General features: G+C 62.5%; 19 protein-coding genes. 7 read left to right on the top strand and 12 right to left on the bottom strand.

The genetic code is table 11. The features are described 5' to 3' along the window. Window positions 1–157: 157 nt before the first annotated feature. Window positions 158–487, top strand: coding sequence for an SEL1-like repeat protein (locus VRS74_RS03200; RefSeq protein ID WP_354143798.1), 330 nt, complete (start codon window positions 158–160; stop codon window positions 485–487). Here VRS74_RS03200 and VRS74_RS03195 read toward each other — a convergent pair. The 5 genes from VRS74_RS03195 to VRS74_RS03175 are packed head-to-tail and all read right to left on the bottom strand — an operon-like array spanning window position 484 to window position 3700. Next, window positions 484–1620 (bottom strand): GNAT family N-acetyltransferase, encoded by a 1137-nt coding sequence (locus VRS74_RS03195; protein WP_354143797.1) that lies wholly within the window; start codon window positions 1618–1620, stop codon window positions 484–486. The two genes, VRS74_RS03200 and VRS74_RS03195, sit on opposite strands and share 4 nt — an antisense overlap. Continuing rightward, window positions 1617–2345: a glycerophosphodiester phosphodiesterase family protein gene (locus tag VRS74_RS03190; protein ID WP_354143796.1), complete on the bottom strand. Its 729-nt coding sequence runs from the start codon at window positions 2343–2345 to the stop codon at window positions 1617–1619. The genes VRS74_RS03195 and VRS74_RS03190 overlap by 4 nt, the downstream gene beginning before the upstream one ends. After that, window positions 2338–2799, bottom strand: a complete 462-nt coding sequence (locus VRS74_RS03185; protein ID WP_354143795.1) for a RidA family protein — start codon at window positions 2797–2799, stop codon at window positions 2338–2340. Before VRS74_RS03185 ends, VRS74_RS03190 begins: the two co-directional genes overlap by 8 nt. After that, window positions 2796–3425: an HAD family hydrolase gene (locus tag VRS74_RS03180; protein WP_354143794.1), complete on the bottom strand. Its 630-nt coding sequence runs from the start codon at window positions 3423–3425 to the stop codon at window positions 2796–2798. The genes VRS74_RS03185 and VRS74_RS03180 overlap by 4 nt, the downstream gene beginning before the upstream one ends. Further along, window positions 3422–3700 (bottom strand): DUF3572 domain-containing protein, encoded by a 279-nt coding sequence (locus tag VRS74_RS03175; RefSeq protein WP_354143793.1) that lies wholly within the window; start codon window positions 3698–3700, stop codon window positions 3422–3424. The genes VRS74_RS03180 and VRS74_RS03175 overlap by 4 nt, the downstream gene beginning before the upstream one ends. A 65-nt stretch (window positions 3701–3765) precedes the next feature. On the opposite strand from VRS74_RS03175, the gene VRS74_RS03170 reads away from it, so the two are divergent. The 3 genes from VRS74_RS03170 (at window position 3766) to spt (ending at window position 5722) form a co-directional block, all read left to right on the top strand. Further along, window positions 3766–4134 (top strand): response regulator, encoded by a 369-nt coding sequence (locus VRS74_RS03170; protein ID WP_354143792.1) that lies wholly within the window; start codon window positions 3766–3768, stop codon window positions 4132–4134. Between the two features lie 125 nt (window positions 4135–4259). Further along, the gene (locus tag VRS74_RS03165; RefSeq protein WP_354143791.1) at window positions 4260–4499 is read left to right on the top strand and encodes an acyl carrier protein; all 240 of its coding nucleotides are present in this window, start codon (window positions 4260–4262) and stop codon (window positions 4497–4499) included. 5 nt (window positions 4500–4504) lie between these two features. After that, the gene (gene spt / locus VRS74_RS03160; RefSeq protein WP_435521363.1) at window positions 4505–5722 is read left to right on the top strand and encodes a serine palmitoyltransferase; all 1218 of its coding nucleotides are present in this window, start codon (window positions 4505–4507) and stop codon (window positions 5720–5722) included. A 45-nt stretch (window positions 5723–5767) separates the two neighbouring features. Here spt and VRS74_RS03155 read toward each other — a convergent pair whose 3' ends face one another. Then, window positions 5768–6616 carry a sterol desaturase family protein gene (locus VRS74_RS03155; RefSeq protein ID WP_354143789.1) on the bottom strand — a complete coding sequence of 283 codons (849 nt, stop codon included), beginning with the start codon at window positions 6614–6616 and terminating at the stop codon, window positions 5768–5770. A gap of 49 nt (window positions 6617–6665) precedes the next feature. Here VRS74_RS03155 and VRS74_RS03150 point away from each other — a divergent pair, with 49 nt between their 5' ends. Beyond that, the gene (locus VRS74_RS03150; RefSeq protein ID WP_354143788.1) at window positions 6666–7349 is read left to right on the top strand and encodes a Crp/Fnr family transcriptional regulator; all 684 of its coding nucleotides are present in this window, start codon (window positions 6666–6668) and stop codon (window positions 7347–7349) included. Here the strand turns inward: VRS74_RS03150 and VRS74_RS03145 are convergent. Together VRS74_RS03145 and VRS74_RS03140 are read right to left on the bottom strand one after the other, a co-directional pair. Next, window positions 7346–7990 carry a YqaA family protein gene (locus tag VRS74_RS03145; protein ID WP_354143787.1) on the bottom strand — a complete coding sequence of 215 codons (645 nt, stop codon included), beginning with the start codon at window positions 7988–7990 and terminating at the stop codon, window positions 7346–7348. The genes VRS74_RS03150 and VRS74_RS03145 overlap by 4 nt on opposite strands. Window positions 7991–8167: 177 nt before the next feature. Continuing rightward, window positions 8168–8296: a hypothetical protein gene (locus VRS74_RS03140; RefSeq protein ID WP_354143786.1), complete on the bottom strand. Its 129-nt coding sequence runs from the start codon at window positions 8294–8296 to the stop codon at window positions 8168–8170. Window positions 8297–8438: 142 nt separating this feature from the next. On the opposite strand from VRS74_RS03140, the gene VRS74_RS03135 reads away from it, so the two are divergent. Then, window positions 8439–9524, top strand: coding sequence for an OmpA family protein (locus VRS74_RS03135; protein ID WP_354143785.1), 1086 nt, complete (start codon window positions 8439–8441; stop codon window positions 9522–9524). A 95-nt stretch (window positions 9525–9619) separates the two neighbouring features. Next, window positions 9620–10150, top strand: a complete 531-nt coding sequence (locus tag VRS74_RS03130) for a superoxide dismutase family protein (RefSeq protein ID WP_354143784.1) — start codon at window positions 9620–9622, stop codon at window positions 10148–10150. Window positions 10151–10170: 20 nt separating this feature from the next. Here VRS74_RS03130 and VRS74_RS03125 read toward each other — a convergent pair whose 3' ends face one another. Genes VRS74_RS03125 through hslO form a run of 4 tightly spaced genes read right to left on the bottom strand, consistent with a single transcriptional unit; the run spans window position 10171 to window position 13954 of the window. Continuing rightward, a complete protein-coding gene (locus VRS74_RS03125) occupies window positions 10171–11778 on the bottom strand; it encodes an MFS transporter (RefSeq protein ID WP_354143783.1) in 1608 nt (535 codons plus the stop codon). Continuing rightward, the gene (queC, locus tag VRS74_RS03120) at window positions 11775–12500 is read right to left on the bottom strand and encodes a 7-cyano-7-deazaguanine synthase QueC (protein ID WP_354143782.1); all 726 of its coding nucleotides are present in this window, start codon (window positions 12498–12500) and stop codon (window positions 11775–11777) included. The genes VRS74_RS03125 and queC overlap by 4 nt, the downstream gene beginning before the upstream one ends. Window positions 12501–12558: 58 nt before the next feature. Beyond that, window positions 12559–13020, bottom strand: a complete 462-nt coding sequence (locus tag VRS74_RS03115) for a hypothetical protein (RefSeq protein WP_354143781.1) — start codon at window positions 13018–13020, stop codon at window positions 12559–12561. A gap of 43 nt (window positions 13021–13063) precedes the next feature. Beyond that, complete coding sequence (hslO, locus tag VRS74_RS03110; protein WP_354143780.1) at window positions 13064–13954, bottom strand: Hsp33 family molecular chaperone HslO; 891 nt, start codon at window positions 13952–13954, stop codon at window positions 13064–13066. Window positions 13955–14004 lie beyond the last annotated feature (50 nt).

Genomic DNA, 14004 nt, shown 5'->3' with positions numbered 1-14004 from the left:
GCCTGAGGATTAATGTCTGGCGAACGGGAATCGGGGTGCCAGGCGACACCGAAATGAAAAAGTTGATGGTCGCGTTAACCAATTGTTGACCATGTTCTGGCGAATTCACCTTGTAGCGGACAGGCGGGGGCCATGTTCGCCAAACAGGGGACCGAACATGGAACTGAAACCGATCGATGGAATGGCGGCGAAAGAGTTGAAGCCGACCGAAGCCAACCGCATCATTGCACAATTCCTTGCGGCTGCATCGCAAGGCGAAATTGCCGCCTATTTCGATCTTGGTGTCGCCTTTTCGACCGGCATCCACGGCCTCGATTGCGATCTGGTGGAAGCGCACAAGTGGTTCAACCTCGCCGCATCGAAGGGGCATGAGGAAGCCGCCTACTGCCGCGCCGACATCTCCGAAGAGATGACTGCACGCGAAATCGCCGAAGCCCAGCGCCAGGCGCGCGAATGGCTGGCGAGCGAGCGTCGCCGGGCAGCCTAAGCCTTCCTGAAGGGAGTGCGCTGGTCGAGGTAGTTCTGATCCAGCGCGACGCCTGCGCGCTCGCGCTCGAGGAAATCGGCCACGGCAGCGCGAAAGCCCGGATCGGCGATCCAATGTGCCGACCAGGTCCTGACTGGCTCATAGCCCCGGGCGAGCTTGTGCCCGCCTTGCGCGCCAGCCTCGACCCGCTTCAACCCGCGCTCGATCGCGAGATCGATCGCCTGGTAATAGCACAGCTCGAAATGCAGGAAGCGCTTGTCGAGCGTGCAGCCCCAATAGCGCCCGTAAAGCGCCTCATCGCCGATGAAATTGAGTGCTCCGGCAATCGGCTCCCCATCCATCAGCGCCAGTATCATGACGATCCGATTGGCCATTCGTTCGCCGAACAGCGTGAAGGCCTCGCGCGTCAAATAGGGCCGGCCCCATTTCCGCGCGCCTGTGTCCTGGTAGAAAATCCAGAACGCATCCCAATGTTCGGGGCGGATATCTTCGCCTGACAATCGCAGGATTTCGACGCCCTCTTGAGCAGCCGCGCGTTCCTTGCGCAGCGTCCGGCGTTTGCGCGAGGCCAGTTCGCCAAGGAAATCGTCGAAGCTGGAATAGCCGCGGTTCTCCCAGTGGAACTGGATGTCGCTGCGCATCAGCCAGCCGGCGTCTTCGAAGAAATGCCGCTGCCCCTCCTCGATGAAGGTCGCGTGGGCCGAGGAGAGCCCGCTTTGCTGGCACACCATCTCGGCCGCCTTGAGCAAATGCGGCGCGAGGCTTTCGTCGCGCATCAGCAGGCGCGGGCCGCTGGCCGGAGTGAAAGGCGCGGCGATCTGCAGCTTGGGATAGTAATGCCTGCCCGCCCGCTGCCAGGCATCGGCCCAGGAATGATCGAACACATATTCGCCCTGGCTGTGCCCCTTGGCATAGCTGGGCATGGCGGCGAGCAATTGCCCGGCGGCATCGGTGATGACGATCGGCACCGGGTCCCAGCCCGTGCCTTCGCCCACGCTGCCCGAATCTTCGAGCGCGGTCAGGAATTCGTGGCTGACGAAAGGATAGCGATTGCCCCCGAGCGCATTCCACTCCTCTGCGGCAAAGGAGCCCACCGAAGGGGCAATGCTGACGGTGAGTTCTTCCGAACTCATGCCAGGCCATCTCCCTCCGCAATCAGGGCATCGGTGTTCGCCAGCGCGCGGGCGCGCGTTTCGGGCGAATTGACCGTCCATGTCAGGATCGGGAGCCCGCGCTGGCGCAGGCCCGCAACCCATCGGCTGGGCAGCGCGGCGATGTGGTAAGCGAGGAAATCGGGCTTCGCGATCCACAGCGCCAGCCGCCGCTGCCACGCCTGTTGCGTATAGCCGTGTTCGTCTTCGCGCATCACCAGCCCGGCGCAGGTCTGCGGCGAGTGGTGGCGGAACCAGCGCGCCACGCGCGGGTCGAAGCTCATCACGGCGTGGTGGCCCGAATAGTCGCGCAAATGGTCGGCAACGACCTCGCAGGTCCGCGCGACATTGTAACCGCGCTTCGACTTGATCTCGATCAGCAGCGGGACGCGCCCGGCCACGGCATCGAGCAATTGGTCGAGCGTGGCGGGCCTCTCCTCGCTCCCCAGGTAATGGAGCTGCTGCAGCTCAGCCGCCGTGCGGCCATCCGTTTCGCCCTCGGCACCTGTCAGCCGCTTGAGGTCCCAATCGTGGAACACCATCGGGCGATCGTCGAGGCTGCGCTGGATGTCGCATTCGATCCCCAGCCCGGCTTCGACCGCCAGCCGCGCGCCTTGCAGCGAGTTTTCCGGTACGTTGGCCCCATGCAGCCCCCGATGGGCATATTCCCATTCGGTGAGCCACGATGGGGCGTGCCGCTTAGTCACCTTTGATCGCGACCACCGCATCGACTTCGACCGCGACGCCCAGCGGCAGTGCCGGAACGCCGACTGCGGCGCGTGCGTGCTTGCCTGCCTCGCCGAACACTTCGAGCATCAGGTCGGAAGCGCCGTTGACCACCTTGGGCTGGTCGGTGAAATCGGGCGTCGAATTGACGAACCCGCCGAGCTTCACCACCCGCTCCACGCGGTCGAGCGAACCGAGCGCCGCCTTGAGCTGCGCCAGGATCATCAGGCCGCAACCGCGTGCGGCCTTGATCCCATCCTCAAGCGACATATCTTCGCCCAGCCGGCCATTGATCCGCTCTCCATCAAGGATCGACACCTGGCCTGAGACAAATGCCAGCCCGTTGTGGATCACCACCGGGACATAGCTTGCAACCGGGGCTGCCGCCTGCGGCAAGGTGATGCCCAGTTCCTGCAGGCGCGTTTCGATACTCATCTTGGATCCCTTTCCAGTTCTTCGAGCAGCCAAGGCAGCGCCTCGGCCCAATTGTCTATCCGCGCATGGGCGTGGCCCGCTTCGTGCGCGCAATCGATATGTCCGGCAATCATCGGCTCGCCGCACAGGTGCAGGCGGCTGACGCCCGGCACGATTTCGGAAACCGATTTGTGATGTTGCGCCAGATCGTCGATGAAGATCGCCTTCGAAGGCGCGAATTCTTCGACGATCGCTTTCAGCGCGGGGCCCTTTGGCCCCTGGTTGGTGAAGACGCGGGCATGCACGCCATAGGCTGCAAGCTGCTGCGCGCGCCGTTCCTGCCGTTCGTCATTGAGGTTGGTGAGGATCACGACATCGGCGTCTTCCGCCAGCCGGTTGATCCCCGCGACAGCGCCCTCGATCGGCAGCTGGCGGTGCATTTCGGTGTCGAAGAAGCCGCCCAGCATGCGCCAGATATCGTGCTGCTCCAGCGGCTTGCCGGTCGATTGCCAGCGCATCGCCGTGCCGAAATTATTGCCCTGGAGCTTGAAGGTGACGCCCTGGCTTTCTTCCAGCCATTCCTTGAAATGCGCCACCATGTGCAGCAGCACTTCGTCGCAATCGCTGATTACAAGCGGCCTGCTCATCGTGCCAACTCCTGCGCAACACCCACCAGTTCTTCGGGCGTGACCGCCAGCGCTTCCGAGCAGCGCAGCAGGTCGGGCTCATGGTTGGCGAGGAATTCCATCACAGCGCCAAGCACCGAAACATCGCCCAGCCCGGCCCGCAGCGTGTCAGGATCGAGCCCCGTCAGCGAGAGGAATCGCTGGGCGCGATCGCCGTCTTCCAGGATCCAGCCAAGCGCCGCCAATGCCAGCACCTGGGGTTCGGCGGACGTCACACTGGGGGATGAAGCTATCATACGAATTGTCAGCCGCCTTTCAGCTCGACTATTTGGGTATCCGGACAAGGGAGCACCAGAGGGCAGTGGCAAAGAGAATCCTGGTTGTCGAGGATAACGACCTCAACCGGAAATTGTTCTGCGACGTTTTGCGTGCAAACGGCTTCGAAGTGGAGCCGCTTGCCGATGGCGCTCGCGCGCTCGACACAGCACGCCGGCTTTCGCCCGACCTGATCATCATGGATATCCAGCTGCCGCATGTCTCCGGGGTTGACCTGATCGAGCAGGCGAAGCGCGACCTGCATTTGCAGGCGATCCCGGTGCTGGCTGTCACCGCCTATGCCGCCAAGGGCGACGAAGAGAAGATTCGCTCCGCCGGGGCGGCGGGCTATCTCGCCAAGCCGGTCTCGATCATGCCCTTCATGAATGCCGTGAGGGAGCTGTTGCCCGATTGAACTGGAGCCCGCCCGATCGCGCCGCTATGAGCGAGGACGCTTGACAAGCGGGCGGAAGAGCCGCTTTTCCGCCGCAACCGCATGGCACATGCCGCGCGACAGATTCTAAGGAAGGTTTTCCCCGCATGGACCGCGCCGAAGTCGATACCACGATCCGCTCGTTGATCGATCCCTTCAACAAGAAGGGTGTCGAGATCACGGATGCGACGACCTTTGCCAACGATCTCGAATTCGACAGCCTGACGGTGATGGATTTCGTCGCCGAGATCGAAGACGCGTTCGACATCATCATCAGCATGAACCAGCAGGCCGAGATCGAGAATTTCGGCCAGCTGATCGATGCCGTCACCAAGCTGCAGGGCTAATAATGATGGCAGACGGTCCGGCCACGGGAGATCTCTTCTCCAAGTTTGACGAGCTCATCGCCATGCGCGAGGGCCTGCTGGCGGGCGGGCAGGAAGATCCCTTCAGCCTGGTGATGGAAAAGGTGTTGAGCCCGACGCAGGCGATCTGCAACGGGCGCGACACGATCCTGCTCGGCACCTACAATTACATGGGCATGACCTTCGACGACGATGTGATCGCCGCGGGCAAGCAGGCCTATGACGAATTCGGTGCCGGCACCACCGGCAGCCGCGTGCTCAACGGCACATTCTACCATCACCGCGATGTCGAGAATGCGCTGAAGGAATTCTACGCCATGGATCATGCCATGGTGTTTTCGACCGGCTACCAGGCCAATCTCGGCATCATCAGCACCATCGCCGGGAAAGGTGATTACATCATCCTCGACATCGACAGCCACGCCAGCATCTGGGACGGCTGCAAGATGGGCGATGCGGAGGTCGTACCGTTCAAGCACAATGACCTCGATGCGCTGGAAAAGCGCTTGCGCCGCGTGCCCGAAGGTGCGGGCAAGCTGGTGGTGCTCGAAGGCGTCTATTCGATGCTGGGCGACATCGCGCCGCTCAAGGAAATGGTCTCCATCGCCAAGAAATACGGCGCCATGGTGCTGGTCGACGAAGCGCATTCGATGGGCTTCATCGGCGAGCATGGCCGCGGCGTGTGCGAGGCGGCGGGCGTCATCGACGATTGCGACTTCATCATCGGCACCTTCTCGAAGAGCGTCGGCACGGTCGGCGGCTTCTGCGTGTCGAACCATCCCAAGTTCGAGATCATGCGACTGGTGTGCCGCCCCTATGTCTTCACCGCAGCGCTGCCGCCTGCCGTGATGGCCTCGAGCGCCACTTCGATCCGCAAGCTCATGCACAATGGCAATAAGCGGGCGCATCTGTGGGAGAATTCGCGCACGCTGCATTCGGGGCTTCGCGCGCTCGGCTTCCAGCTCGGCACCGACGAACCGCAGAGCGCGATCATCGCGGTGGTCATGCCCGATCTCGAGCGCGGCGCCGCAATGTGGGAAGCGCTGCTGAAGGAAGGGCTTTACGTCAACCTCGCGCGCCCGCCGGCGACCCCTGCGAACATGACGCTGCTGCGCTGTTCGCTGTGCGCCGAGCATTCGTCCGAGCAGGTGCAGACCATCCTCGGCATGTTCGAACGCGCGGGCAAGGCAGTCGGCATCATCTGATCGCGGGGACGGACGGCCAAGTCCTGCCCCTGTCCATCGAAGCGATCAGGCGCCCTCGCCGGCCATTGCTCCGTCAATCTCGTCGCGGGCGAATTCCTTGTTCTCGGGGAAGATCGGCCACAACAATTGCTGGCCCAGCGTCGCCGGCGCGAGGTTCTCGACGCCGTAGCTGCGCGGATAGAGGCGGGTGATCCTGGCGGTGCCGAACAGGACATCCCAGAAGAACAGCAGGTTGCCGTAATTGCCCTTATAGTGGACCGCGGGATCGTCCGCGTGTCGGCCATGGTGGGCATGATGCGTCGCGGGGGTCGAAATGGTCCGCTCGACCACCCACATGACCGCCGAGAGCCACTTGATGCGATAGAGCGGCTTGTCCCAGGCGACGTCGGAATGCGCGCCGATGATCACCGCCATCTTGACCACGAGATAGCCGGCGTAAACCCAGCCGAGCCCCATGTAGAGCAGCGCCCCCGCGAACCACAGTCCGGGCATCATCGCGTAATATATGATGTTGTTCCGGTAGACGAGGCGCACGCTCATGTAGCGGGCATCGTGATGCGCGCGGTGGAGGTTGTAGAGCCAGGCGAAGCTGTGGCTGGCACGGTGCCACCAATATTGCGTCATGTCATCGAGGATCAGGAACAGCAGTATTGCGGCGAACACGTTCAGGCCCGCCAGCGCGCCCTGCAGGCCTGGCGCGATCAGGCCCATCAGCGCCGAAGAGGCGAAGACGATCGCCGGCTGGGTGAATCCGATCAGGACGACCATGCTGACGCCTTCGACGATTCCGTCATCGCGCGTCTGTTCGTCCTTCGCGAACAGGTTCGAGCGCCACAGTTCGAGCAGCGCAAATCCGATATAGATTCCGAGAACCGCAATCATGTAGCCGGGCATAATCCTCTCCTTTGACGGCCCTGCCAATACCAGCTAATTGCACGGCAGAATGTCGAATATCTTACATTTTGCCGAACGATCGCTCGCGACCCCGCTGTTGTTCTCGACGCTTGGCGCGGAGGCGCAGGACGAGTTGCGCCGCGGTGCGAGCAGGCACCGCTTTGCCGAAGGCGGGATCATCCAGCAGCGCGGCGACGAGGCGCGCGGCTTCTGGCTGATCGAACAGGGCTCGGTCGCGGTCGGACAGTTCCTGCCCGATGGCGAGTTCCGTGCAACCGCGGTGCTGGGGGTTGGCGATTCCTTGGGCGAGATCGCCATGTTCGCGCATCGCCCGCGCGTGGTCGATGCGGTGGCGCGCATGCCAAGCGAGCTCGCCTTCATCCGCGCCGACCGTTTCGAGGATCTGCTGGCGCGCGATCCGGGCGAAATGCGCAGCCTTCTGGGAACGCTATCCGCACAACTGCAGGACATGATCGATCTCGTAGCCGGCATTCGCCAGGGCAGCGCGAGGCGCCGCATTGCCGGGCTGCTCGCCAATTTCGCCGGGGCGTCTACCTCTCCGGTTGCGGTGGCGATCACGCAGCAGGAGCTGGGCGAACTTCTCGGGCTCTCGCGCGCGACCGTGAACAGTGCCTTGCGCGAGCTCGAAGCGGCGGGATGCGTCTCGCGCTCCTATGGCAGGATCGTGATCGACCGGCCCGAGGGGCTGACGATGCTCTCGCTGGCGGACTAGGGCGCGGAAGCCGCTGCGCAGGTCGCTTCGGGAGTTTGGCCCTCATCGCCGGCGAGCTGCGTCAGCGCGACGAAGCCGCCCACAACCAGCACCACGAACAAAGTCGTGACCGTGCCGAGATATTCGTCGATCACGCGCTTGATCGGCGCACCGAACACGCGGAACAGGATCCCCACCGTCATGAAGATCAGCGCGCGGCCGGCCAGGCTGGCAAGGATGAAGGGCACCAGCGCCATTTCCATGAAGCCCGCCGTGATCGTCAGCAGCTTGAATGGCACAGGCGTGGCCGCAGCAAAGATCACCGCCGCAACGCCATATTCCTCGAAGGTGCATTGCGCCGCCGGGAAGCTCGCGGCGAGCCCCAGCATTTCGAGCATCTGCTTGCCGACCGTGTCGTAAAGCCCCCAGCCGATCGCATAGCCGAACAGCGCGCCTGCAACCGACGACAGCGTGGCGATCGCCGCGAAGCGCACCGCCTTCTTCGGCTCGGCGAGGCACATCAGGCCCAGCAACGGGTGCGGCGGGATCGGGAAGAAGCTCGCTTCGACGAAGCAGAAGAACGCCAGCCAGCCCTGCGCATGCGGATGTGCGGCCTTGTCCATCGTCCAATTGTAGAGACCGCGCAGCGGCTTCATGATCATGAGGAAAGCGATCCCTTTGAAGATGTGCGGGGATTAGGGCAGGCCGCAGATTGAGGCAAGAATTGGAAGCTTGCTTTTTCCGCCGAAGTTTCAGGCGGCGAGGCAGCCTATGATTTTTTAATGATAATGCGGACTTCGAGGTTCGTAATGTCGTCGTCAACACCGAAAGGCGGCGCATCAATCGACGCAGAAGCCCGTATCGCAATAGGCGAGATCATCTCCTCGCTCAAACTCGCTGGGATACTCCCAAAGTAGCGCGGCAAAGTTGCGAACGAACAGCGTCGGCTCGTTGGCTAGGCCGTGCATGATTGTCGGCAAATTGTTTGGCGCCTGCCATAGCGACTAAAATGCAACAGTTATCGAAGATTGTATGCTTGCCACCACTCCAGCGAAAGGATAGAAACCCCGGCAAATCCTGCAGTTCGCAAGAAAGAAGGGGAAAGTAAAAATGCGCAAATTGGTCATGGGACTGGCGCTGGCATCGACTGCGCTTGCCACGCCCGCTCTCGCCCGTGACGGCCAATGGTACATTGGCGTCGATGGCGGTGCGATGATCGTAGAGGATACCGACGTGAACGGTGGCGATGCCACTGTCGAGCACGATACCGGTTACGACTTCGGTGGCGTCATCGGTCACGATTTCGGCGCGTTCCGTCTCGAATCGGAAGTGAGCTACCGTGAAGCACAGCTCAACAAGATCAGCATCGGGTCGGATACGTTCGCGGCCAACGGCAAGGGCAACGCGCTGAGCTTCATGCTGAACGGCCTGTTCGACTTCGGTTCGGACGATGGCCTGCAAGCCTTCTTCGGCGGTGGTATTGGCGTGGCTCGCGTCGATCTGTCGAATACGCTGAACAAAACTTCACCGGACACTGGTCTTTACAACGATTCGGACACCGGCCTCGCCTGGCAGCTGCTCGCTGGTCTGCGCGCTCCGCTCAGCGGCAATTGGGATGTCGGCGTGAAGTATCGTTACTTCAACGCGCCGAACGTCAACATCGTTGCGAATGATGGCTCGGGTCTCGAAGGCGATTTCAAGTCGCACTCGCTGATGGGCTCGCTGATCTACAACTTCGGCGCTGAAGCTCCGCCGCCCCCGCCGCCTCCGCCGCCTCCGCCGCCTCCGCCGCCTCCGCCGCCGCCTCCGCCGCCCCCGCCTCCGCCGCCTCCGCCGGCTCCGGTGTGCAACACGGGCCCGTACATCGTCTTCTTCAACTGGGACGAATCGGACATCACTCCGGAAGCGGCAACGGTGCTGGACAACGCGGTTACGGCCTACGCTGACTGCGGCACGGCAAGCATCATGCTCGCTGGCCACACCGACCGTTCGGGCACCGTGACCTACAACATGGGTCTCGCTGGTCGTCGTAACGCTTCGGTCCGCGAATACCTCACTGGCCGCGGCATCCCCGATGCCCGCATCTCCAGCGAAGCATTCGGTGAATCGCAGCCGCGCGTTCCGACTGAAGACGGTGTTCGCGAACTCCAGAACCGTCGGGTCGAAGTGACCTACGGTCCGGGTTCGGGCATGTAATCTTCGGTTACATTGAACCAAAAAATGATAAGGGGCCGGAGCTTTCCGGCCCCTTTTTAGTTGAGGGCCCAAGGATCCAGATACGGAGGCTTCCTATGAACAGACCCGTCGCTGCATTGCTGCTTGGCTCTTTCCTTGCCACCGGTTGCGCCACCACCGCAGTGCCGCCCACAGTAATCGTCGCAAACGGCAGCCTGATCCGCGCGGACGAACAACAGGCAGGACGTGCCGAATTGCTCCAGGAAGGCGACCGTCTGTACCTACACCTGGCAGGCAGCGGTTTCGACGCAGGCACACGCGCGTTTCACCTTCACCAGCAGGGCAGATGCGACGGGCCTGACTTTACGTCAGCTGGCGGGCACCTCAATCCGTTCGGCAAGACACATGGCAAGCTGAGCGAGATGGGTCAGCACCTAGGGGATCTTCCCAACCTCGAAATTCCGGCGACCGGATCATTCGACGTGACCGTCGAACTCGACGGGAATGCGAGCAAAACCCTGCCGCAGATTCTCGATGCCGACGGCACGGCGGTAATGATCCACGCCGGTCCGGATGACTACAAGACCGATCCCTCGGGCGCGGCTGGCCCGCGGATCGCCTGCGCAGTGCTGTCCCCGACTTCCTGACTCGTCGCGACTGGTACGAACTAAACGCGCGTTTCGCCTGCAGCCTTGGCCCGGGCAAGCAGGCTCTCGCTCGCTGCAGGCACAAGGCGGATGGCTGCGAGGATGAGCGCGAAACCGATCGGTGTGATCCACAGGGTTGCGATCACTCCCTTTGAAAGATCGCCGTCATTGATCGAGGAGACATAGCCGGCGAGATAGGGCCCCAATGCCAGCCCGACCAGCGTCGTGGCCAGGAAGAAGGTAGCTGTTGCGACGCCGCGCATGCGTGGAAGCACCAGCGACTGACTGGTCGCCGCAGCTGCTCCAAGCGCAGAAGCGGTCAGCAATTGTGCTACGAAGGCAAGGATGAAGAACAGCGTCATGTCGTCGGTCGTGAAGAGCCAATAGGCAACGGGAACCGGAGCCAGCAGGCCGAACATAAGCACGTAGAGACGGCCCGCGGGATCGCGTTCGAACAGCAAGTCCGCCACGCGGCCACCCAGCGTTACCCCAAGAAAGCCCGCCACAGCACTGGGGCCACCAATCCAGAAGCCCAGGCTCCCCTTGTCGATATCGAAGACGCGCTCGGCATAGGGTGCGGTCCAATAGGCGCTCGCATAGGCCATGAAGGCAACCGTGCCATAACCAAGGATAGTGCACAGGAAGGCCGGCGAACCCCAGGTCAGGCGGAAGGTCGGCAGATCGCGGCTACGGAGCGCCGTCGCCCAGCAGAACACCGCGTAGTAGCCGATCGCGAGCAGCAGCCACTGATCGGTAATCGCCTCGACAATCATGCCGTTCCCCGAATCAAGCCAGCTCGTGAGAAGGACCGCCATGGCGAGTGCCCCGGCAAGAACGAGCAGGTTTAGGACCAACGCCCCCATACCCCTACGGGCCGCACCGATGATCGTGAACGGCGGGATCACCGTCAGTAACTCGGTAACAAAGCCGCGGAAAGGCGCTGGATCGGCATGGGTTTCGATGCCGTCCATCACGCCGCGCACTGGCTCTCGCAGCGTCAGCACCCACAGTGCCAGCAACAGCCCCGGCAAGCCCACTGCAATGAACGCCGCCTGCCATCCCGCGAGGCCCAGCGGGCCACCATCGGGGTAGGCCGCGTTCCATTGATCTACGATCAGCCCGCCGATCAGCAGCGACACGCCGCCGCCGATATAGAGGCCAGAGCTGTAGATCGCCAAAGCGGTCGCGCGAAGGCGGGCAGGGAACCAGTCCGAAATGAGCGAATAGGCCGAAGGGCTGGCGGTCGCCTCGCCCACGCCGACGCCGATCCGCGCAACTGTGAGTGTCGTCGCATCGCGTGCGAAGCCCGAGAACGCCGTCATGGCAGACCAGAGCGAGAGCCCGATCGTCATCAGGCGAACTCGCTTCCAGCTGTCAGCCAGCTTGCCCAACGGGATGCCGAACAGTGCGTAGAAAATCGCGAAGGCCGTGCCGTAAAGGAAGCCGAGATAAGCGTCATCGACCCCGAGGTCGGCCTTGATGTCATTGGCGAGGATCGAGAGGATCTGGCGGTCGATGAAGTTCAGAACATAGACCAGCACAAGGACGCTGAGCGCATACCAGCTGTAAGCCGGCACGCCCTGCGGCGCTTGTTCAGGTGTAACCTGTTGCGTGGTCTCTTCGCTCATGCATCTCCCCTATTTTCTTCAGTGCTTCCAGCCGCGTAGCGCGTGCTATCTTCAACGCCGGCCTCGGCAAAACCCTTTTTTCGCAATCGACAGGAATCGCACAGGCCGCAGGCCAGCCCTTCCGGGGTCGGGTCATAGCAAGACCAGCTCCACGAAGGATCGAGCCCCAGCCGCGCGCATTCGCGGGCGATATCCGCCTTGGTCATGTGCTGCAGCGGCGCGTGGATCCGAAACGGATGCCCCTCTACCCCCGCCTTGGTCCCCAGCCGCGCTGTCTCGGCAAAGCTGGCGATGAACTCGGGCCGACAATCTGGATAGCCGGAATAGTCCAAGGCATTCACACCGATGAAAACGTCGCGCGCATGGGCAGCTTCGGCTGCAGCAACCGTCAGCGACAGGAACACCAGATTCCTCGCCGGGACGTAGGTTACCGGAATCGAATCCTCGACACCCGTCTTGGGCACGTCGATATCATCGGTCAGTGCCGAACCCCCAAACGCCCTCAAGTCCAGCCCCAGCTCCACGTGCCGCTCGGCGCCAAGACGCTTGGCTATCGCTCTTGCCGCTTCGAGTTCGCGCCTGTGCCGCTGGCCATAGTCGATCGTCAGTGCATGAAGCGCATGGCCGCGTTCAATCGCGATCGCAGCCGTCACCATCGAATCGAGACCGCCCGACAGCAGGACAACTGCAGGCCCTTTTGAGGTAATTGCGTCGACAGGCATCAGGCTGGCTTAGCGGCTACCCCGACCGATGCAATCAGAACCGCTCTTCAATTGGCGACTATTTGCAGCTTCCTGTCTGGCGCGCTTCGGCGAGGAACTGGAACGGCAAACCGTTGGCGATACCCTGGCTCTCGATCTGCACCAGCGTCGCCGTTTCCCGGCGGATGTTGGTACGGCCATAGCCATTGCCGCGGCAGGTGTACTGCACGGTTACCTCGGTCGCTCCATCCTCGACGACAAACCGGCTGCAATTGCGATCATCATGCTGAAGCTGGATCAGCTCGTCGCCACTGCGAACGCAGATCTTGCGGCTGGGCGAACCGTCGCGGAAACGGATCGTCCACTCGCCCTTGCTCAGCCCGCCAAGCATGGCGAGCGCATTGGACTGGGCATGGGCAGGCATGACCAGCGCAGCACCCGCCATCGCGAGCGTCACGAGACCGCCAACCAATCCTGCCTTGCGTCCAAACACCATCTTGCCTTTCAAGCCATACCTATGCTGCGCGAGCTTGTACGCCATGGCATCTGCGCGATAAACCGTTGCCGAATAGCGACGAAACGTTTCAAATATCGACAATGAACTCGCGAGAGCAGAACGCGCAGTCGACCACAATGTCGCCGGCGTTGTTGCGCATGGCGTCGCGCTCATCTTCCGGAAACCGAGCGAGCACGTCCTTGTAATGCGCCACGGTGCATCGACAGCCCTTGGTCAGCGCAGCACCCGGATCGACCCTGATCTCGCTTTCCTCATGGAACAGGCGCCACACCAGTGCCTCCATCGAAAGGCCGCCGTCGACCAGTTCGTCATGGCTGAGCGATCCCGCGAGCACGGCAACATGCTCCCAATCGGGATGGTCGAACCGCGCATGGAGCCGTTCGCGGCCCACCTCGCCCTGCGGCAAGTGCTGCAACAGCACCCCGCCCGCGACGCAGGACTGGCCCTGTGCACGAATCCCGACCTTCAGCAGCGTGGGTATTTGCTCTGACTGGAAGAAGTAGGTCTCACACGCCGCCGCGAGCGAATGCCCCTCAAGCGGCACGATGCCCTGATAGCGCTGGCGATTCCCGGTTTCGAAGGTGATGGCCAGGAAGCCCTGCCCGAACAGCGAAGGCAAGGAAGGATTGGCGCCAAGCTGCGCCAGCCGGTCGCGATCGAAATCGGCATAGCCGCGCATCTCGCCGCCGCGATAGTCGCAGACCAGCAGGCGAACCGGCCCATCCTGCGTTTGCGCCTGCATGGTCAGCTGCGCCCCCTCTTCCTTGAGCAGGGCACCCATTAGCGCGGCGAGGACCAGCGCTTCGGCAAGCAAGTGCGTTACCGGAGCCGGATAGTCATGCGCGCCCAATATCTCGTCGAGCACAGCGTCAAGCCGCACCGCGCGCCCACGGGCATCACGGCAGGGCAGGCTGAAGCCTAGCAAGCGGTCGGCGAATATCTCGGGAGTGTCAGTCATCGCGGTGATATGGGAATGGCGGCGGCAATCGGAAGATGCCGTCGCTCATT

It is taken from the genome of Altererythrobacter litoralis (assembly GCF_036324225.1).
GTDB lineage: Bacteria > Pseudomonadota > Alphaproteobacteria > Sphingomonadales > Sphingomonadaceae > Erythrobacter > Erythrobacter litoralis_A.
Note: the sequence above shows the minus strand (reverse complement) of the source record. Positions and strands in the feature narration are given on the sequence as shown.